16 protein-coding genes are annotated in these 19804 nt (G+C 71.7%); 1 reads left to right on the forward strand and 15 read right to left on the reverse strand.

Annotated elements, in window-relative coordinates; all coding sequences use genetic code 11:
- From IE321_RS07325 to folC, 13 genes are all read right to left on the reverse strand, one after another.
- A partial coding sequence (locus tag IE321_RS07325; RefSeq protein WP_190222205.1) for a hypothetical protein occupies positions 1-207 on the reverse strand: 207 nt, incomplete at its 3' end.
- Between the two features lie 231 nt (positions 208-438).
- A complete protein-coding gene (locus IE321_RS07330; RefSeq protein WP_043221535.1) occupies positions 439-1230 on the reverse strand; it encodes a TIGR03936 family radical SAM-associated protein in 792 nt (263 codons plus the stop codon).
- A 239-nt stretch (positions 1231-1469) separates the two neighbouring features.
- Positions 1470-2105 carry a hypothetical protein gene (locus IE321_RS07335; protein ID WP_190222206.1) on the reverse strand — a complete coding sequence of 212 codons (636 nt, stop codon included), beginning with the start codon at positions 2103-2105 and terminating at the stop codon, positions 1470-1472.
- Between the two features lie 70 nt (positions 2106-2175).
- On the reverse strand, positions 2176-4104 hold the full coding sequence (locus IE321_RS07340; RefSeq protein WP_043221537.1) for a TIGR03960 family B12-binding radical SAM protein: 1929 nt from the start codon (positions 4102-4104) through the stop codon (positions 2176-2178).
- 52 nt (positions 4105-4156) lie between these two features.
- Positions 4157-5680, reverse strand: coding sequence for a CYTH and CHAD domain-containing protein (locus IE321_RS07345; protein WP_190222207.1), 1524 nt, complete (start codon positions 5678-5680; stop codon positions 4157-4159).
- 44 nt (positions 5681-5724) lie between these two features.
- A complete protein-coding gene (gene rodA, locus IE321_RS07350) occupies positions 5725-6924 on the reverse strand; it encodes a rod shape-determining protein RodA (protein WP_043221540.1) in 1200 nt (399 codons plus the stop codon).
- A 4-nt stretch (positions 6925-6928) separates the two neighbouring features.
- A complete protein-coding gene (gene mrdA / locus IE321_RS07355; protein ID WP_190222208.1) occupies positions 6929-9115 on the reverse strand; it encodes a penicillin-binding protein 2 in 2187 nt (728 codons plus the stop codon).
- Between the two features lie 19 nt (positions 9116-9134).
- Positions 9135-9803, reverse strand: coding sequence for a rod shape-determining protein MreD (gene mreD / locus IE321_RS07360; protein WP_043221545.1), 669 nt, complete (start codon positions 9801-9803; stop codon positions 9135-9137).
- Positions 9800-10834: a rod shape-determining protein MreC gene (gene mreC, locus IE321_RS07365; RefSeq protein ID WP_190222209.1), complete on the reverse strand. Its 1035-nt coding sequence runs from the start codon at positions 10832-10834 to the stop codon at positions 9800-9802. Before mreC ends, mreD begins: the two co-directional genes overlap by 4 nt.
- Positions 10835-10910: 76 nt before the next feature.
- Entirely contained in the window at positions 10911-11930 is a 1020-nt protein-coding gene (locus IE321_RS07370) for a rod shape-determining protein (protein ID WP_019886273.1), read from the reverse strand.
- Positions 11931-12169: 239 nt separating this feature from the next.
- A complete protein-coding gene (gene ndk, locus IE321_RS07375) occupies positions 12170-12583 on the reverse strand; it encodes a nucleoside-diphosphate kinase (RefSeq protein ID WP_043221549.1) in 414 nt (137 codons plus the stop codon).
- 64 nt (positions 12584-12647) lie between these two features.
- On the reverse strand, positions 12648-13016 hold the full coding sequence (locus IE321_RS07380) for a DUF4233 domain-containing protein (protein ID WP_043221551.1): 369 nt from the start codon (positions 13014-13016) through the stop codon (positions 12648-12650).
- 7 nt (positions 13017-13023) lie between these two features.
- Positions 13024-14583 (reverse strand): bifunctional tetrahydrofolate synthase/dihydrofolate synthase, encoded by a 1560-nt coding sequence (folC, locus tag IE321_RS07385; protein ID WP_284715292.1) that lies wholly within the window; start codon positions 14581-14583, stop codon positions 13024-13026.
- A 65-nt stretch (positions 14584-14648) separates the two neighbouring features.
- Between folC and IE321_RS07390 the strand changes: the two genes are divergently transcribed.
- The gene (locus tag IE321_RS07390; RefSeq protein WP_190222210.1) at positions 14649-15671 is read left to right on the forward strand and encodes a rod shape-determining protein; all 1023 of its coding nucleotides are present in this window, start codon (positions 14649-14651) and stop codon (positions 15669-15671) included.
- A gap of 117 nt (positions 15672-15788) precedes the next feature.
- Here IE321_RS07390 and IE321_RS07395 read toward each other — a convergent pair whose 3' ends face one another.
- On the reverse strand, positions 15789-16937 hold the full coding sequence (locus IE321_RS07395) for a sensor histidine kinase (protein WP_190222211.1): 1149 nt from the start codon (positions 16935-16937) through the stop codon (positions 15789-15791).
- Positions 16938-17085: 148 nt separating this feature from the next.
- Positions 17086-19713: a valine--tRNA ligase gene (locus IE321_RS07400; protein WP_190222212.1), complete on the reverse strand. Its 2628-nt coding sequence runs from the start codon at positions 19711-19713 to the stop codon at positions 17086-17088.
- Between the last annotated feature and the right edge of the window lie 91 nt (positions 19714-19804).

Genomic DNA, 19804 nt, shown 5'->3' on the forward strand with positions numbered 1-19804 from the left:
AGCGGCCTCCGGCTCGGCGGCCGGGGTCTCGGCGGCCGGCTCCGGGGTGGTCTCGACGACCTCGGTGGCCTCGGCGGTCTCGCCGGCGGCCGTCACCGGCGGGCCGGCGGGCCGGGAAGCGGCGCGGCGCCGACGGCGCGGCGGCAGCTTGTCACCGGGGGCGTTGCTGTCGTTGTTGTCGGCGGTCTCGTTGGTGTTTTCGAGCATGCGGGCGGTTCTCCCGTCACGCTCCCGGGCGCCGCGTCGGATTCCGGTGGCGGCACGGACGCGCGTCGAGCGCGGTGCCGCCGTCCGGGGCGCGGGCGCCGCACGGGAGCTGAATGTCTGGCTCGCCGGTTCCGTACGCCCGATGCGTACGGCCTGGCGAAAGTCTCCTGGTCCATGCGCGGCCCGACCCAGGTGGCTCCCGAGTGCCAGGGCTGCGCTCGACTCCGTCCCCTACGCGGGGCCTGCCTCCGGCGCCGTCGCCGGGGCGGTCGCGGCGGCCGTGGTAGCTGCGGCCGTGACTGCCTCGCGGTCGGGCGCGAGCGGGTCGGTCACCGTGCCGGACTCCTCGTCGAAGAGCCCCTGCGCCAGCCTGGTCACCGCTGCGGGGACCGGCGGCGCCAGGTCGGCCACAGCTCGGAGACCGGACAGGACGTCGTCGGGTCGCACGGCAGGTGTCACGTGCCGAACAACCAGCCGCAGTATCGCACAGGCATCGTCGGCGGGCCTATCACCCTGGGGATCGCCCTGGGGACGGTCCGCGACGAGCTCGGCGACGGCGGAGCGGGTGTCGAAGGTGCGGATGCCGTTCTTGGTCTTGCGCTGTACCTCGACGGTCTCGGCCGCGAGGAAGGCGTCGACGGCCTTGCGCGCGTCGTCGACGGGGACGCCGTCGAGCCGGAGCTCCCACACGGAGGCGGTGAGCCGGTCGGCGAGGCCGGAGGTGCGGGCCTCCACGGCGTCGGTGATGTCGAGTCCGGCCGGGAGGGACTCGTCGAGCAGGACCCGCAGGGTCTCCGGGTCGCGGTGCTCGGTGAGGGCGATCTCCAGGAACTCGGCCTCGGAGCCCGTACCCGTGGGGGCGGCGTTGGCGTACGACACCTTGGGGTGCGGGGTGAAGCCGGCCGAGTACGCCATGGGCACCTCGGCGCGGCGCAGGGCGCGCTCGAAGGCGCGCTGGAAGTCGCGGTGGCTGGTGAACCGGAGGCGGCCGCGCTTGGTGTAGCGCAGACGGATGCGCTGCACCGCCGGTGCGGGCGGCGGGCCTTCGGGCTGTCGCTTGCCCAGTGGTTCTTCTCCTCGGTGCGGGGCGGGCGCGGTGGCGCTCCGCCCGGAAGTCTCGGGACGTCCCGTGGGCTCCCGCCCGGATCACCCCCGTCGGGCGGGGAGATCTCGGGGGCGGGCGCCGCGCCGGGGACGTTCGTTGTACTACCCAGAGTACGCGCCCGGGCCACCTCGGGTTCCCCGGCGGGGTCGGCGACGGCTCAGCGGGGGCCGCCGAAGAGCGCCGTGCGGACCTCGCGGGCGGCGGCGCGGACGGCCCGGGCGACGGTGGCGACCGGCTCCCACACGTACCGGCGCAGCAGGCGGCCGACCGGGGCCAGGATCACCCGGTGGATCCACACGAGGGGTCGGCCGATCGCGTGCCAGAGCACCCATCGCAGCGCGCGGCCGACGGCGCGGGAGATCTCCCCGGCGACGCGCCAGGCCCAGGCGAGGGCGGCGCCGACGACGCGCAGGACGGGGCCGAGGACGTACCGCCAGAGCCAGGTCAGCGGGGTCACGAGCAGCAGGTCGACCACCCACCACACGGCCTTGCCGACCGGGACGAGCACCCACTCCCACAGCCATCGCAGCGGGGTGACGACCAGCAGGTCGACCACCCACCACACGGCCTTGCCGACCGGGACGAGCACCCACTCCCACAGCCATCGCAGGGGGATGACGAGCAGGTGGTGGACGAGCCATCCGAGGGCGCGGCCGACGGGGGCGAGGATCCACCGCCAGAGCTGCCGGCCGCACCAGACGAGCGCGTCCCAGAGCAGTCGGACGGGCAGGACGACCACGAGGGCGACGGCGCGGGCCGCCCCGGTGAGACAGCCCGGGTTTTCCGTGTTCATGTCGGGAATGACGACGACGGCCCGGCGGAGGGTTTCCCCTCCGCCGGGCCGTCACCAAGGCGTTACGCGGCTACTTCACCACGGTCAGCGGCAGGAGCTTCTTGCCGGTGGGGCCGATCTGGATGTGGGTGTCCATCTGCGGGCAGACGCCGCAGTCGAAGCACGGGGTCCAGCGGCAGTCCTCGACCTCGGTCTCGTCGAGGGCGTCCTGCCAGTCCTCCCACAGCCAGTCCTTGTCGAGACCGGAGTCCAGGTGGTCCCAGGGCAGGACCTCCTCGTAGGAGCGCTCGCGGGTGGTGTACCAGGCGACGTCCACGCCCTGCTCGGGGAGGGTCTTCTCGGCGCAGGCCATCCAGCGGTCGTACGAGAAGTGCTCGCGCCAGCCGTCGAAGCGGCCGCCGTCCTCGTAGACCGCGCGGATGACGGAGCCGATGCGGCGGTCACCGCGGGAGAGCAGGCCCTCGACGATGCCGGGCTTGCCGTCGTGGTAGCGGAAGCCGATCGAGCGGCCGTACTTCTTGTCGCCGCGGATCTTGTCGCGCAGCTTGAGCAGGCGCGCGTCCGTCTCCTCGGCCGACAGCTGCGGGGCCCACTGGAAGGGGGTGTGCGGCTTGGGCACGAAGCCGCCGATGGAGACGGTGCAGCGGATGTCGTTCTGCCCGGAGACCTCGCGGCCCTTGGCGATGACGTTGATCGCCATGTCGGCGATCTGGAGGACGTCCTCGTCGGTCTCGGTCGGCAGGCCGCACATGAAGTACAGCTTCACCTGGCGCCAGCCGTTGCCGTAGGCGGTGGCGACGGTCCGGATCAGGTCCTCCTCCGAGACCATCTTGTTGATGACCTTGCGCATGCGCTCGGAGCCGCCCTCGGGGGCGAAGGTGAGGCCCGAGCGACGGCCGTTGCGGGTCAGCTCGTTGGCCAGGTCGACGTTGAAGGCGTCGACGCGGGTCGAGGGGAGGGACAGGCCCACCTTGTCCTCGGTGTAGCGGTCCGCCAGGCCCTTCGCGATCTCGCCGATCTCGGTGTGGTCCGCGGAGGACAGGGAGAGGAGGCCGACCTCCTCGAAGCCCGTCGCCTTGAGGCCCTTCTCCACCATCTCGCCGATGCCGGTGATGCTTCGCTCCCGCACGGGGCGCGTGATCATGCCGGCCTGGCAGAAGCGGCAGCCGCGGGTGCAGCCGCGGAAGATCTCGACGGACATGCGCTCGTGGACGGTCTCCGCGAGCGGCACGAGGGGCTGCTTGGGGTACGGCCACTCGTCGAGGTCCATGACGGTGTGCTTGGACACCCGCCACGGCACGCCCGAGCGGTTGGGGACGACGCGGCCGATGCGGCCGTCCGGCAGGTACTCGACGTCGTAGAACGCCGGGATGTAGACGCTGCCGGTCTTCGCGAGACGGAGGAGGACCTCCTCGCGGCCGCCCGGACGCCCCTCGGCCTTCCACCGGCGGATGATCTCGGTCATGTCCAGGACGGCCTGCTCGCCGTCGCCGATGATCGCCGCGTCGATGAAGTCCGCGATCGGCTCGGGGTTGAAGGCGGCGTGGCCTCCGGCGAGCACGATGGGGTGGTCGATCGTCCGGTCCTTCGACTCCAGCGGGATGCCCGCCAGGTCGAGGGCGGTGAGCATGTTGGTGTAGCCCAGCTCCGTGGAGAAGGACAGGCCGAACACGTCGAAGGCACCGACCGGGCGGTGGCTGTCGACCGTGAACTGCGGCACCTCGTGCTCGCGCATCAGCTCTTCGAGGTCCGGCCACACGCTGTAGGTGCGCTCGGCGAGGACGCCCTCGCGCTCGTTCAGCACCTCGTAGAGGATCATGACGCCCTGGTTGGGCAGGCCGACCTCGTACGCGTCCGGGTACATCAGCGCCCAGCGGACGTCGGCGGACTCCCACGGCTTGACCGTGGAGTTCAGCTCTCCACCGACGTACTGAATCGGCTTCTGCACGTGCGGGAGCAGAGCTTCGAGCTGCGGGAAGACAGACTCGGCAGCAGACATCTCGAACCTTCGTGAGCTGGCAGGGGGGCGACTCTCAAGCGTACCCCGGTGCTCAGCGGCTCAGCGCCGCCCGGATCCCCGGGGCCTCGGCCCGCTCCCACACCCCCGGCAGCTCCCGCTCGCTCGCCGCGGCGGCCGCCTCCTGGCGCTCGTGGAGAACGCCCCAGGTGAAGGAGGGTTCGCCGGCGGTCTCGGCCTCGGTGGCGAGGTCGCGGAGGGCGGCGCGGGCGACGACGGCGTCCTGGTGGTCGCCGAGGAGGCTCTGGACGGCCTTCACCCTCTTGGAGAACCGTTTCGCGGGCTTGCCGAGGGTCGGGGCGGCGGCGTCGGCGGCGTACCGGGCCCGCTTGGCGGCCTTGCGGGCCTCGTGGAGGGCGACGTCCCGCTCGTGGCCCGGGTCGAGGGCGAGGGCGGGGCCGATCCGGTCGGCGAGCCTGCCGTGGTCGCGGCGGATCGCCCGGGGCAGCGCCTTCGTGGCCTTCTTCCGCGCCCCGGGGCGCAGCGGCGGGTCGGCGAGCAGGCGGTCGAGGGCGTCGAGGAGCGCGAGGTGGCGGGGCGAGTCGAGGGCGTCGAGGGTGCGGCGGCGGGCCCCGGCGGAGCGGGCCCGGTCCCAGCGGCGCAGCCGGCCGCGGACCGGGCCGTCGAGCCGCTCGCGGGGCAGCGCGTCGAGCGCGTCGCTCAGCCGGGCGGCCAGGACCTCCTGGTCCCGGGCGTGACCGAGTTCACCGGCGAGCCATTTCAGTTCGGCGCCGACCGGGTCGGTGACGTCCCGGTCGAGGACCTTGCGGTAGGTCTTGAAGGCGCTGCGCAGCCGCCGGCAGGCGACCCGCATCTGGTGCACGGCGTCGGGCAGCTCGCGGCGGACGGCGGGGTCGAGCCGGACGAGCGCGTCGACCTGTTCGCGCGCGTAGGCGAGGACCGCGGCGCCCGCGGAGCCGTCGTCGGGGGCCGCCGTCTCCTTCTCCGCCGGTCCCCCACCGGTCTCGTGGAGGGCGCGGGCCAGTTTGGAGGGGGCGTCGGAGGGGTGGACGCCGGCCTTCCGCAGCCGCTTCTCGACGGCGTCGAGGACGGCGGGGTCGGCGTCGTCGGCGAGTTCGACCTCGATCTCGGTCCAGGCGGCGGTCGCGCCGGACGTCCCCAGGAGGCGGTCGGCGCGGACGGTGTCGACGGACACCTCGGCCAGGACCGTGCCGTCCTCGTCCCGCAGGTGCCTCACGTCGCGCGAGGAGCGGAGGCGGACGACGGGGACGACCTCGTCGTGGCGGACGCGGGAACGCAGGAGCCCCGCCAGGGAGCGCGGGAGCTTCTCCGAGAGCGGGGCCCTGAGCTCGTCGCGGACGCCGACGGCGACCGGGAACTTGAGGTGCCAGCCGGCGTCCGACCCGCCGGTGCGGCGCCGGAGGGTGAGGGAGTCGGCCGCGAGCCGCAGGCCGGGCGTGTCGTAGTAGACCGCGTCCAGTTCGGTGACGCCCTCGCCGGTCACCGAGGCGACGCCGGCCGCGCGGGTGAGGTCCGGCAGCCGGGTGTCCGCGGTGGCTTCGTACTTCCGCTCGATCTCGCGCTTCGTCTCCGCCATGTTCCGAATCTAACCGCCGGGGCGGCCCGGCATGCCTCGAAGCGTCAGGCCGTCATCGGCCGTTGCGCCCGGATCGACTGGAGCAGTCCGATCGCGACCCAGACGGCGAACATCGAGGAGCCGCCGTAGGAGACGAAGGGCAGCGGGAGACCGGCGACCGGCATGATGCCGAGCGTCATGCCGATGTTCTCGAAGGACTGGAAGGCGAACCAGGCGATGATGCCGGCGGCGACGATCGTGCCGTACAGCTCGGTCGTCTCGCGGGCGATCCGGCAGGCGCGCCAGAGGATGACGCCGAGCAGGAAGAGGATGAAGCCGGCGCCGAGGAAGCCGAGCTCCTCGCCCGCGACGGTGAAGACGAAGTCGGTCTGCTGCTCGGGGACGAACTGGCCGGTGGTCTGGGAGCCCTTGAAGAGGCCGGAGCCGAGGAGGCCGCCGGAGCCGATCGCGATGCGGGCCTGGTTGGTGTTGTAGCCGACGCCGGCCGGGTCGAGGTCGGGGTTGGCGAAGGCGGCGAAGCGGTTGATCTGGTACTCGTCGAGCATGCCGAGGGCGGTGACGAGGACCGCGCCGCCGATGCCGGCGCCGATGAGGCCGAGGACCCAGCGGTTGGAGGCGCCGGAGGCGAGCAGGACGCCGAGCACGATCACGATCATCACCATGACCGAGCCCAGGTCGGGCATGAGCATCACGATGCCCATGGGCAGGGCGGCGAGCACCAGGGCCTTGGCGACGGTGCCGTGGTCCGGGTGGAGCTGGTCGCCCGCGTCCACCTTGGAGGCCAGCAGCATCGCCATCACCAGGATGATGGTGATCTTCACGAACTCGCTGGGCTGGAGCGAGAAGCCGCCGCCGACCACGATCCACGCGTGGGCGCCGTTGATGGTGGCGCCGAGCGGGGTGAGGACGGCGAGGATCAGCACGATCGACAGGCCGTAGAGGACCGGCACCGCCCCGCGCAGGGTGCGGTGGCCGAGCCAGATCGTGCCGACCATCAGCGCCACGCCGATGCCGGTGTTGAGCAGGTGCCGGAAGAGGAAGTAGTACGGGTCGCCCTGGTTCAGCTCGGTGCGGCCGCGGGTGGCGGACCACACCAGGAGCGCCCCGATGAAGGAGAGGGCGAGCGCCGAGAGCAGGATCGGCCAGTCGAGCCGGCGGAGCACCGAGTCGCGGGCGGTGAGCTTGGCGAGGGTGCCGCGCTCGGGGGCGTACCGGGAGACGGAGAAGCCGTGCGGTGCGGACATCGGTTCAGTCCCTCCGTCCGTTGGCGGCCGGCGGTCCGGCGAGGGCGGCCGCGCCGTCCTCGGCGGGGTCGACCTTCTGCGCCTCGGGGTCGTACGGCTTGATCTTCGGTGCGTTGATCGAGCCGTCGGCGTCGATCTTCGGGAGGGCCTTCTGCGGCGTGGGCAGCAGGGCCCGCTTGAGGTCCTGGTTGCCGGCGTCGTCGAGGCCGTAGAGGGCGTCGTAGATGTTGCGCACGGCGGGGCCGGAGGCGCCGGAGCCGGTACCGCCCTGGGCGATCGTCATGACGATCGAGTAGTCCTTGGTGTACGTGGCGAACCAGGAGGTCGTCTGCTTGCCGTAGACCTCGGCGGTACCCGTCTTGGCGTGCATCGGGATCTTGTCCTGCGGCCAGCCGCCGAACCGCCAGGCGGCCGTACCGCGGGTGGCGACACCCGCGAGGGCCTCCTCTATCAAGTCCTGCGTCCGGGCGTCCATGGGCAGCTTGCCGTGGGACTTCGGCGCGATCTCGGTGACCTTCTTGCCGTCGGGGCTGACGATCGCCTTGCCGACGGTCGGGTTGTACAGCGTGCCGCCGTTGGCGATGGCGGCGTAGATGGTGGCCATCTGGATGGGGGTGACGAGGGTGTCGCCCTGGCCGATGGAGTAGTTGACCGAGTCACCGGCGCGCATCAGGTTGCCTTCGAGGCAGTTCTCGTAGGAGAGCTGCTCGACGTAGCTGCCGCCGCGCTTGCCGATCTTGCACCAGTAGTCCTTGTTGGCCTCCCAGAAGTTCTGCTTCCACTTCCGGTCGGGGACGCGTCCGGTGACCTCGTTGGGCAGGTCGATGCCGGTGGCGGCGCCGAGGCCGAACTGATGGGCCGTCTTGTAGAACCAGTCCTTGGCGTCGGCCTTCGGCTTCATCCCGCCGTCCTTCTGCCACTGCTGGTGGGCCAGCGCGTAGTAGACGGTGTCGCAGGAGACCTCCAGGGCGCCGCCGAGCGTGATGCTGCCGTGGCCCTGGGACTCGAAGTTCTTGAAGACCTGGTTGCCGATGGAGTACGAGGACGGGCACGGGTAGCGCCCGTTGAAGTCGTATCCGGCGTTGACCGCGGCCGTGGTCGGGATGACCTTGAAGATGGAGCCGGGGGCGGCCTGGCCCTGGATGGCGCGGTTGAGCAGCGGGAAGTTGGAGTTCTTGCCGGTGAGGGCCGCGTAGTCCTTGGCGGAGATGCCGCCGACCCAGGCGTTGGGGTCGTAGTCGGGCTGCGAGGCCATGGCGACGATCCGGCCGGTCTTCGTCTCCATGACGACGACGGCGCCGGCGTCGGCCTTGTAGTTCTCGCTGGTGTTCTTGTCGTACACCTTGCGGGCCTCGACCATCGCGTTGTGCAGCTCCCACTCGGCGACCGCCTGCACGCGGGCGTCGATGGAGGTGACGACGTTGGAGCCGGGGACGGCGGGGTCGGACTTGGCCTGGCCGATGACGCGGCCGAGGTTGTCGACCTCGTAGCGGGTGACGCCGGCCTTGCCGCGCAGCTCCTTGTCGTAGGTGCGCTCCAGTCCGGAGCGGCCCACCTGGTCGGAGCGGAGGAACGGCGAGTCGGTGTCCTTGGCCTTCTCGATCTCCTGGTCGGTGACCGGCGAGAGGTAGCCGAGGACCTGCGAGGTGCGGGACTCGCCGGGGGCCGGGTAGCGGCGGACGGCGGTCGGCTCGGCGGTGATGCCGGGGAAGTCCTCGGCGCGCTCGCGGATCTGGAGGGCCTGCTGGGTGGTGGCCTCGTCGGTGACCGGGATCGGCTGGTAGGGCGAGCCGTTCCAGCAGGGCTTGGGCGTCTTGGAGTCGCAGAGCCGGATCTTGTTGATGACGTCCTCGGGCTTCATGTCGAGGACGCCGGCGAGCCGGGTGAGGACGGCCTTGCCGTCGTCCTTCATCTTCATCAGCTCGGTGCGCGAGGCGGAGACCACGAGGCGGGTCTCGTTGTCGGCGAGCGGGACGCCCCGGGCGTCGAGGATGGAGCCGCGGACGGCGGGCTGGACGACCTGCTGGACGTGGTTGTTCTTGGCCTCGTCCGTGTACTCCTTGCCGTTGCGGATCTGGAGGTACCAGAGCCGGCCCCCCAGGGTGAGCAGCAGCGAGAAGACGAGGATCTGGATGACGACGAGCCGGGTCTGGACCCGGGGGGTCCTTCCGGTCTCGGGGATGTTGCTCATGCTGCCGGTGCCCCCTCGGTCACAGTCGCTTGACTCCCTTGATGCGTCCGGCGCGCGTCGCGCGGGCGCGGGCGGACTTGACGCGCAGTCCGCCGCGCTGGGTGCCGATCCTCAGGCCGGTGCCGGAGGAGAGCCAGCCGGAGGAGACGTCGGTGCCGCCGGAGCCGGTGGCGTCGGCGACCGGGTCGTTCTCGGCGCGGCGGGCCAACGCCATGATGAGCGGCACCGTGAAGGGCGCCAGCAGCAGGTCGTAGATCACGGCGGTGAAGAGCAGCGAGCCGAGGCCGACGTGGCGGGCCGCGGTGTCGCCGACGAGGGCGCCGACGCCCGCGTAGAGCAGGGTGGAGCCGACGGCCGCGCCGACGACGGCGGCCATCGGGCCGACGGCGGAGGTGAAGCGGCCGTTCTCGGGCCGGACGAGGCCGACCAGGTAGCCGACGACGCAGAGCACCAGGGCGTAGCGGCCGGCGGCGTGGTCGGCGGGCGGGGCCAGGTCGGCGAGGAGGCCGGCGGAGAAGCCGACGAGCGAGCCGGTGACCGGCCCGTGGACGAGGGCGAGGGCGACGACGGTGAGGAGGACGAGGTCCGGTACGGCGCCGGGGAGCTGGAGCCGGGCGAGGACGGAGACCTGGACGACGAGCGCGACGACGATCAGGGTCGCGGAGAGGAGGATGCGGTTGAACTTCACGGTGTCGCGTCCCCCTGGTCGTTCGGGTTCTCGTTCTGCGGCTGCTGCTGGTCCTGGGCGGGCTTCTCGGCCTGCCCCGTGAGCGGCTGGTCGGCCTTCTCCCCCTGCGGCTGCTCGCCCTCGGCGGGCGGCTTCGCGGTGACCGTGACGGTGACGGTCGGCGCGGGCTTCGGCTTCTGCGGGAGCACCGTGTCGCGCGGGTCGGAGCGGGGGGCCTGGACGACGACGCCGACGATGTCGAGCTTGGTGAAGCCGACGTACGGGCGGACGTAGACGTTGCGGGTCAGACCGCCGCCCGCGGGGTCGACGCGGACGACCTCGCCGACCGGGACGCCGGGCACGAAGGGCTTGTCGGCGCGCGAGCCGAAGGTGACGAGGCGGTCGCCCGCCTTCACCTTGGCCTTGCCGTTGAGGAGCTGGACCAGCAGCGGCCGGTCGCCCTGGCCGGTGGCGAAGCCGAGTTCGTCGGTCTTCTCCATGCGGGTGCCGACGGTGAAGTCGGGGTCGTTGGCGAGGAGGACCGTGGAGGTCGACGGGCCGACGGTGGTGACCCGGCCGACGAGTCCGGAGCCGTTGAGGACGGTCATGTCGCGCTGGATGCCGTCGCGGGCACCGACGTCGATGGTGACGGTCCAGGAGAAGCCCTGGGCCGCTCCTATGGCGATGACCTGGGCGCCCTTGATGCCGTACTGGCCGGCGCCGGCGGTCTTGAGCATGGAGTCGAGTTCGCGCAGCCGGTTGCGGTTGCGGTCGTCGCTGCCGAGCTCCGCCTTGAGCTCGGCGTTCTCCTTCTCCAGGGCGGCGATCCGGGTGTGCCGTTCGCCGGAGTCGCGGACGGCGCCTATGGCGTTGCCGATGGGGTCGACCGCCGCCGCGACGCCGTTCTCGACCGGGCCGAAGACGGCGGCGGCGGCCTGCCGGGCGCCGTCGACCGGCGACTCCTGGCCGCCGCGGATGTCCACCGTGATCAGCGCGAACGCGACGGCGACCAGCAGCACCAGGAGCAGCCGGCTCTCTCGTGTGTCCCTCACGTGCGGCGGCCGTGCCCTTCCTCGTGGTTCGTTGTGCAGATGTTCGTACCGTACGGGCTCGCGCCCGGCCGACGGGTCAGCGGCGCGGCTGGGCGTCCAGGACCTGCTGGAGCGCCTCGAACTCCTCGACGCACTTGCCGGATCCGAGGGCCACCGAGTCCAGCGGGTCCTCGGCGATGTGGATCGGCATGCCGGTCTCGCGGCGGAGCCGCTCGTCCAGGCCGCGCAGCAGGGCGCCCCCACCCGTGAGAACGATGCCGCGGTCCATCACGTCACCGGAGAGCTCGGGCGGGCACTTGTCCAGGGTGGTCTTCACCGCGTCGACGATCGCGTTGACCGGCTCCTCGATGGCCTTGCGGACCTCGGCGGCCGAGATGACGACGGTCTTGGGGAGGCCGGAGACGAGGTCGCGGCCGCGGATCTCGGTGTGCTCGTCCTGCTCCAGGTCGTAGGCCGAACCGATCGTGATCTTGATCTGTTCGGCGGTGCGCTCGCCGAGGAGGAGGGAGTACTCCTTCTTGATGTGCTGGATGATCGCGTTGTCCAGCTCGTCGCCGGCCACCCGGATGGACTGTGCCGTGACGATTCCTCCGAGGGAGATCACCGCGACCTCGGTGGTGCCGCCGCCGATGTCGACGACCATGTTGCCGGTGGCCTCGTGGACGGGGAGGCCGGAACCGATGGCCGCGGCCATGGGCTCCTCGATGATGTGCACCTGGCGGGCGCCGGCCTGGGTGGACGCCTCGATGACGGCGCGGCGCTCGACGCCGGTGATGCCGGAGGGCACGCAGACCACGACACGGGGGCGGGCGAGGTAGCGCCGCTTGTGGATCTTCAGGATGAAGTAGCGGAGCATCCGCTCGGTGATCTCGAAGTCGGCGATGACGCCGTCCTTGAGCGGACGCACGGCGACGATGTTGCCGGGGGTCCGGCCGATCATCTTCTTCGCCTCGGCACCCACCGCGAGGATCCCGCCGGTGTTGGTGTTGATCGCGACGACGGACGGCTCGTTGAGGACGATGCCTCGACCCCTGACGTACACCAGCGTGTTGGCGGTCCCGAGGTCGACAGCCATGTCACGGCCGATGAACGACATGAAGTTCCCCTTGTTTCCCATGGCTGAGGGTGGTGCGGCGAAGAGTTTTCATCGTAGTGCCGCTCACGCGGATGGCGCGCGCTGGTCCACCTCTGTACTAGGTGACGGTAGGACGCGGCGATCCGTTCCCGGGATTGGCGTTCATATGCCTGGGGGCGGCCGAATTCCTTCGGTCGCCCCACCAGGTGCTTCCGTTCGGCTGACGGTGGGTCAGCCGGAACGTCGTGCGGGACCGGACGTCACGCCAGGCCGGGGAAGAAGATCTTCAGCTCGCGCGCGGCGGACTCCTCGGAGTCCGAGGCGTGGATGAGGTTCTCGCGGACGATGGTGCCGAAGTCGCCGCGGATGGAACCCGGGGCGGCGGCGATCGGGTCGGTCGGGCCCGCCAGCCGGCGGACGCCCTCGATGACCCGCTCGCCCTCGACGACGAGCGCGACGACCGGACCGGAGGACATGAAGCCCATCAGCGGCTCGTAGAAGGGCTTGCCCTTGTGCTCGCCGTAGTGCTGCTCCAGCGTCTCCTGGTCCAGCTCGCGCAGCTCCAGGGCCGCGAGGGTCCAGCCGGCCTTGCGCTCGATGCGGCCGATGATCTCGCCGACCAGGCCGCGGCGGACCGCGTCGGGCTTGAGCAGGACGAGCGTGCGCTGGCTCACGGGGGGAACTCCTTCGGGAGGGGTGTGCGGGCCTATGAATCTACAGGGCCCGCCCCGCCCCCCGTCACGCAGCGTCAGGCCCTGCGGAGCCCTGGCCCGCGGCGTTCGAGACGGCCCAGCGGGCCTTGATCTCGTCCACCTTGCGCCCGTAGTGCACCGAGCACCACCACAGGACGGCGAAGACCGCCCCGAGGAAGTACATGACGGGGACGAAGAAGCCGCTGAGGATCAGCCCGATCTGGAGCGCCCAGCCGAGCTGGACGCCACCGGGGCGGGTGATCATCCCGCAGAGCAGCACGGAGAGGACCATCGCGACGCCGCACACCCACCAGACGGTGGAGGTGCTGAGGCCGTCGTCCTTCATGGCGACGAGGCCGGCGAAGCCGATGACGAAGAACTCGCCGATGAGCGTGGAGGAGCAGAGCGTGCGCATTTCCGGGTCAGCCCCTCTTGAGCAGCAGCCGGGCGTCGCCGACCGTGAAGATCGAACCGGTCACCAGCACGCCGGCGCCGCCGTACTCGGCCTCCTCCTCGGCGAGCGTGATCGCCGCCTCCAGGGCGTCGGGCAGCCGCGGCTCCACGACGACCCGGTCCTCGCCGAAGACCTCGACGGCGACGGCGGCGAGCGCGTCGGCGTCGGTGGCACGGGAGGTGGAGTTCTGGGTGATCACGATCTCGGCGAAGATCGGCTCGAACGCCTCCAGGAGCCCGCGGGCGTCCTTGTCGCCGCTGGTGGAGACGACGCCGATGAGCCGGGAGAAGCCGAAGGCCTCGGAGACGGCCTCGGCGGTCGCGCGGGCCCCGTGGGGGTTGTGCGCGGCGTCCAGGATGACCGTCGGGGAGGAGCGGACGACCTCCAGACGGCCGGGCGACGTGGTGTGGGCGAAGGCGCGCCGGACGGTCTCGACGTCGAGGGTGCGGGCGTGCTCGGCGCCGATGCCGAAGAACGCCTCGACGGCGGCGAGCGCCACGGCCGCGTTGTGCGCCTGGTGGGCGCCGTACATCGGGAGGAAGATCCCGTCGTACTCGCCGCCGAGGCCGCGCAGCGTCAGCAGCTGCCCGCCGACGGCCACCTCGCGGGAGACCACGCCGAACTCCATGCCCTCGCGGGCCACCGTCGCGTCGACGTCGACGGCCTTCTTCAGGAGCACCTGGGCGGCGTCCACCGGCTGCTGGGCCAGGATGACGGTAGCGCCCTGCTTGATGACGCCGGACTTCTCGCCGGCGATCTCACCGGTGGTCTCGCCGAGCCGGTCGGTGTGGTCCAGGTCGATCGGGGTGACGACGGCGACGGAGCCGTCGATCACGTTGGTCGCGTCCCAGGTGCCGCCCATGCCGACCTCGACGACGGCCGCGTCGACCGGGGCGTCCGCGAAGGCCGCGTAGGCCATTCCGGTGAGGACCTCGAAGAACGAGAGCCGGTACTCCTCCCGGGCGTCGACCATCTCGACGTACGGCTTCACGTCCTGGTACGTCTCGATGAACCGCTCGGCGGAGATCGGGGCGCCGTCCAGGCTGATCCGCTCGGTGATGGTCTGCACGTGCGGCGAGGTGTAGCGGCCGGTGCGCAGCTCGAAGGCGCCGAGCAGGGACTCGATCATCCGGGCCGTCGACGTCTTGCCGTTGGTGCCCGTGATGTGGATCGAGGGGTACGCGCGCTGCGGCTCGCCCAGCACGTCCATCAGGGCCGCGATCCGCTTGACCGACGGCTCCAGCTTGGTCTCGCCCCAGCGGGTCGAGAGCTCGGTCTCGACCTCGCGGAGCGCCTTGTCCAGCTCCGGGTCCTCGGGGCGGGTCGGCACGGGGTCGCCCTGCGGGGGTCCGGCCTGGGTGCGCAGGGTGCGGCTGCCGGCCTCGATCACCGCCAGGTCGGGGTCTCGGCTGGTCGCCTCGTCGACGAGGTCGTCGAAGTCGTCGGCGTGCTCGTCGGCGGCGTGGTCGCGCGGGTCGCTCGGGTCACTCACGGAGCCAAGTCTACGGAGACCCACCGACAGGACCATCGGCCCACCCCGTTCGGGACCTTCGGCCCGCCGTCCACGGGGGCCGCCCGGCAAACTTGGCGATCATGGACATAGGCATCGATCTCGGCACGGCCAACACCCTCCTCTACGCGCGCGGGCGCGGCATCGTGCTCAACGAGCCGTCCGTGGTGGCGGTCCAGGAGGGCTCCCGGCACGCGCTCGCGGTCGGCGCGGAGGCGAAGGAGACGATCGGCCGGACACCCGGGTCGATCACCGCGGTCCGGCCCCTGCGGGACGGGGTGATCAGCGACTACGAGGCCGCCGAGGAGATGATCCGGCACTTCGTCCGCAAGGCGGTGCCGGGGCGCAGGCTCCCCCGCACCCGGATGGTCGTGTGCGTCCCCAGCGGGGTCACCCCGGTCGAGCGACGGGCCATCGTGGACGCCTCGGTCTCGGCGGGCGCGCGGGCCGTCCACCTCATCGAGGAGCCGATGGCGGCGGCGATCGGGGCGGGGCTGCCGGTCTCCGACCCGCGCGGCTCGATGGTGGTCGACATCGGCGGCGGGACGACGGAGGTGGCGGTGATCTCGCTGGGAGGGATCGTCACCGCGCAGTCCCTGCGGGTCGGCGGCGACCGCTTCGACGCGGCGATCACCGACCACGTCCGCAAGGAGCACTCGCTGCTGATCGGGGAGCGGACGGCGGAGGACGTGAAGGTGGCGATCGGCTCGGCGTGGCCGGTGCCGGGCGGCGAGGAGTTCGAGCGGAGCGCCTTCACGGTGCGCGGCCGGGAGAAGGTCAGCGGCCTGCCGCGCACGGTGGAGCTGTCCGTGCCGGAGGTCCGCGCGGCCCTGGACGAGCCGGTGGAGGCGGTCGTCGCGGCGGTGCGGGCGACGCTGGAGGAGTGCCCGCCGGAGCTGTCCGGTGACGTGATGGAGCACGGCATCGTCCTCACCGGCGGCGGCGCGCTGCTGCCGGGCCTGGACCTCAGGATGGCCTCGGCCACGGGCATCCCGGTCTTCGTGGCGGACGACCCGCTGGACTGCGTGGCCCTCGGCTCGGGCCGCTGCGTGGAGGACTTCGACGGCCTCCAGCGGGTGCTGGGCAAGGCGGTGCGGGCCCGTTAGGCCATACGGGGATGTGCCCGGCCCGGGCCTTGGCGGCCCGCGCGGTACGGGCCCGTCAGACCGTACGAGGTGGGGCGGGACCGAGGGCCTCGGCCGCCCGCGCGGCACGCCTCCGGCTCAGCGGCGCGGCAGGCCGGACGGCAGCGTCGCCCGGACCACGTACGCCTCGTCCTTCTCCCTCGCCGTGAGGGTGCCGCCCATGCTGGCCACGCGCTCGTCCATCGAGACGAGGCCGGTGCCGGTGGAGACGGGGGCGCGGTCCGGCGGGGTCCGCGGCAGCGGGTTGCGGACCTCGATCCACAGGTCCGCACCGGCGACGCCGATGGCGACCCGCACCGGCAGGCCCGGCGCGTGCTTCGCCGCGTTCGTCAGGCACTCCTGGACCACGCGGTAGACCGCGGCCTGCCGCAGCGGCGAGAGCGCCTTCCCGTCCTCGGTCACGTCCAGCTCCACCGGACTGCCCATCCGCTCGCTCTCGGCGGCCAGGTCCGCGAGGCCCTCCAGACCGGGCGTGGCGCCCTCCCGGTCGGCGCGCCGCACGATCGTCTCGTTCAGCATCAGGTGGGCGCGCCGGGCGGTGTCCGCCAGCTCCTCGAAGTCCTTCTGGTGGGCGTCGCCCCGGGCCCGCACGGCGAGCACCTCGGCCCGCACCGCGAGCACGGTCAGCTCGCGCCCGACCAGGTCGTGGACGTCCCGTCCGACCTGGATGCGCTCCTCCTGGACGGCCTGCCGGGCGGCCGCCTCGCGCCGCTGGACCTCCAGGGCGCGCACCAGGTCCTGGCGGTAGGCGGCGATGCCGACGCCCGCCGCGAGCACCCCGATCGGGACGATCACGCTGAGGAAGTCGCTGAGGGTGTCGCCGTGGTGCGCGGCGGGCCAGCCGGGCGTCTGGAAGTAGGCGTACGCCACCCCGATGTAGAGCAGGGTCGCGACGACCGCGGCCCGTCGGCCCCGGAAGCGCCCGATCGAGTAGAGCGCGAACTGGATCATGGTGACTTCGTGGAGCCAGCCCATCAGCCCGAGCGCCACGACGTACGGCACCCAGGGCGCCCGCCGCCGCAGCACCAGGGTCGCGGCGCCGGCGGCGAGGACCAGGGTGGCGGTGACGCCGGTGAGGGAGTTGTCCTCCCGGGCGAGCCCCGGCACGTCCAGGACCATGAGCCCGAAGGCGCTCAGCGCGGCGACGACGTCCAGGGCGCGGGGCGAGCCGGCCCACCGGTCCACACGGCGGCGCAGCGACGCGGGGACGGCGGGGAGGCGGACCATGTCTCCATCATCCAGGGTCCTTGGTCCCGACGCCGTGGACCCGAAGTCCCGTCTGCTGTGAGATCAGGCACTACGTCCCGTTTCCTGCGGGATCGGGGACGCGGAAGGGCCCGGGACCTCTCGGTCCCGGGCCCTTCCTCCGCACGCGTTACGCCCGGGGCAGCGTGTCCAGCTGGGACTGGATGCGGGCGATGTCCTCGTCCGCCTTGGCGAGCCTGCCCTTGATCTTGTCCACGACGTTGTCGGGGGCCTTCGCCAGGAACGCCTCGTTGCCGAGCTTGGCCTCGGCCTGGGCCTTCTCCTTCTCGGCGGCGGCCAGGTCCTTAGCGAGCCGCTTGCGCTCGGCGGCGACGTCGATCGTGCCCGACAGGTCGAGCGAGACCGTGGCACCGGCGACCGGCAGGGAGGCGGTGGCCTCGAAGGAGTCGCCCTCCGGCTGGAGGCGCAGGATCTGGCGGATGGCCGCCTCGTGCGCGACCAGCGCCGTACCGCCCAGGTCGAGACGGGCGGGCACCTTCTGGGCGTCCTGGAGGCCCTGCTCCTTGCGGAAGCGGCGGACCTCGGTGACGACCCGCTGGACCAGCTCGATCTCCTTCTCGGCGGCCTCGTCGCGGAAGCCGCTGTCCTTGGGCCAGTCGGCGACGACGAGGGACTCGCCGCCGGTGAGCGTGGTCCACAGGGTGTCGGTGACGAAGGGGACGATCGGGTGCAGCAGGCGCAGCATGACGTCCAGGACCTCGCCGAGGACGCGGCCCGAGACCTTGGCGCCCTCGCCGCCGGCGAAGAACGTGGTCTTGGACAGCTCGACGTACCAGGCGAAGACCTCGTCCCACGCGAAGTGGTAGAGCGACTCGCTCAGCTTCGCGAACTGGAAGTCGTCGTAGTACGCGTCGACCCGCGCGACCGTCTCGTTGAGGCGGGACAGGATCCAGCGGTCCGTCGCCGACATCTCGGAGGCGTCCGGCAGCGGGCCCTCGATCGTGGCGCCGTTCATCAGCGCGAAGCGGGTCGCGTTCCAGATCTTGTTGGCGAAGTTCCGGGACGCCTTGACCCAGTCCTCGCCGATCGGGACGTCGGCGCCGGGCGTGGCGCCGTTGGCCAGGGTGAAGCGGACGGCGTCGGAGCCGTACGCGTCCATCCAGGTGATCGGGTCGACCGCGTTCGGGTTCGACTTCGACATCTTCTTGCCGAACTCGTCGCGGACGAGGCCGGTGAGGGCGACCGTCTTGAACGGCACCTCGCCGTCCATCGCGTACAGGCCGAACATCATCATCCGGGCGACCCAGAAGAAGATGATGTCGTGGCCGGTGAGCAGGACGTCGGTCGAGTAGAACTTCGCCAGGTCCGGGGTCTTCTCCGGCCAGCCGAGCGTGGAGAACGGCCACAGGCCGGAGGAGAACCAGGTGTCCAGGACGTCGGGGTCCTGGGTCCAGCCCTCGGCCTCGGTGCCGGGCGGCTCCTCGTCGGGTCCGACGCAGACGACCTGGCCCTCGGGGCCGTACCAGATCGGGATGCGGTGGCCCCACCACAGCTGGCGCGAGATGCACCAGTCGTGCATGTTGTCGACCCAGTCGAAGTAGCGCTTGGAGAGCTCCTTCGGGTGGATGTCGACGGAACCGTCGCGGACGGCGTCGCCGGCGGCCTGGGCCAGCGGGCCGACCTTGACCCACCACTGCATCGACAGGCGCGGCTCGACGGTCGTCTTGCAGCGCGAGCAGTGGCCGACGGAGTGCATGTACGGGCGCTTCTCGGCGACGATCCGGCCCTGCTCCTTCAGCGCGCCGACGATCGCCGAGCGTGCCTCGAAGCGGTCCAGGCCGAGGAAGGGGCCGTGGACGGTGATCACGCCGTGCTCGTCCATGACCGTCAGGGACGGCAGGTCGTGGCGGCGGCCGATCTCGAAGTCGTTCGGGTCGTGCGCCGGGGTCACCTTGACGGCGCCGGTGCCGAACTCAGGGTCGACGTGCTCGTCGGCGACGACCGGGATCGTGCGGTCGGTCAGCGGCAGCTTGATCTGCTTGCCGACCAGGTGCTTGTACCGCTCGTCCTCGGGGTGGACGGCGACGGCGGTGTCGCCGAGCATCGTCTCGGCACGGGTGGTGGCGACGACGAGGCTGTCCTCGCCCTCGCCATACCGGATGGAGACCAGCTCGCCGGCGTCGTCCTGGTACTCGACCTCGATGTCCGAGATGGCCGTCAGACAGCGCGGGCACCAGTTGATGATGCGCTCGGCGCGGTAGATCAGGCCGTCCTCGTAGAGGTCCTTGAAGATCTTCTGGACGGCCTTGGACAGGCCCTCGTCCATGGTGAAGCGCTCGCGCGACCAGTCGAGGCCGGCGCCGAGACGGCGGAGCTGGCCGAGGATCCGGCCACCGTACTCCTCCTTCCACTGCCAGACGCGCTCGACGAACGCGTCACGGCCCAGGTCGTGGCGGGACTTGCCCTCCTCGGCGAGCTGCTGCTCGACCTTGTTCTGGGTCGCGATGCCGGCGTGGTCCATGCCCGGCAGCCAGAGCGTCTCGAAGCCCTGCATGCGCTTGCGGCGGGTCAGGGCGTCCATCAGCGTCACCTGGAAGGCGTGGCCCAGGTGCAGGGCGCCGGTGACGTTCGGTGGCGGGATGACGATGGTGTACGGAGGCTTCTCGCTCTTCGCGTCCGCCTCGAAGTAGCCGCGCTCCACCCAGCGCTCGTACAGCGGCCCCTCTACCTCGGCCGGCGTGTACTGGGTCGGCAATTCGGTGGTGGCTGCTGTCTGCTGCTGAGTGTTCTCGGTCACGGGCCCAGTTTAGGGGTGCGACGGTCGTGTCCCGAAACGCGATTGTTCGGTAACGGTGTGCCCCCCGCCGCCCCACCACGGGACGGCTTCC

Origin of the sequence: Streptomyces hydrogenans, assembly GCF_014656075.1 — a bacterium.
GTDB lineage: Bacteria > Actinomycetota > Actinomycetes > Streptomycetales > Streptomycetaceae > Streptomyces > Streptomyces hydrogenans.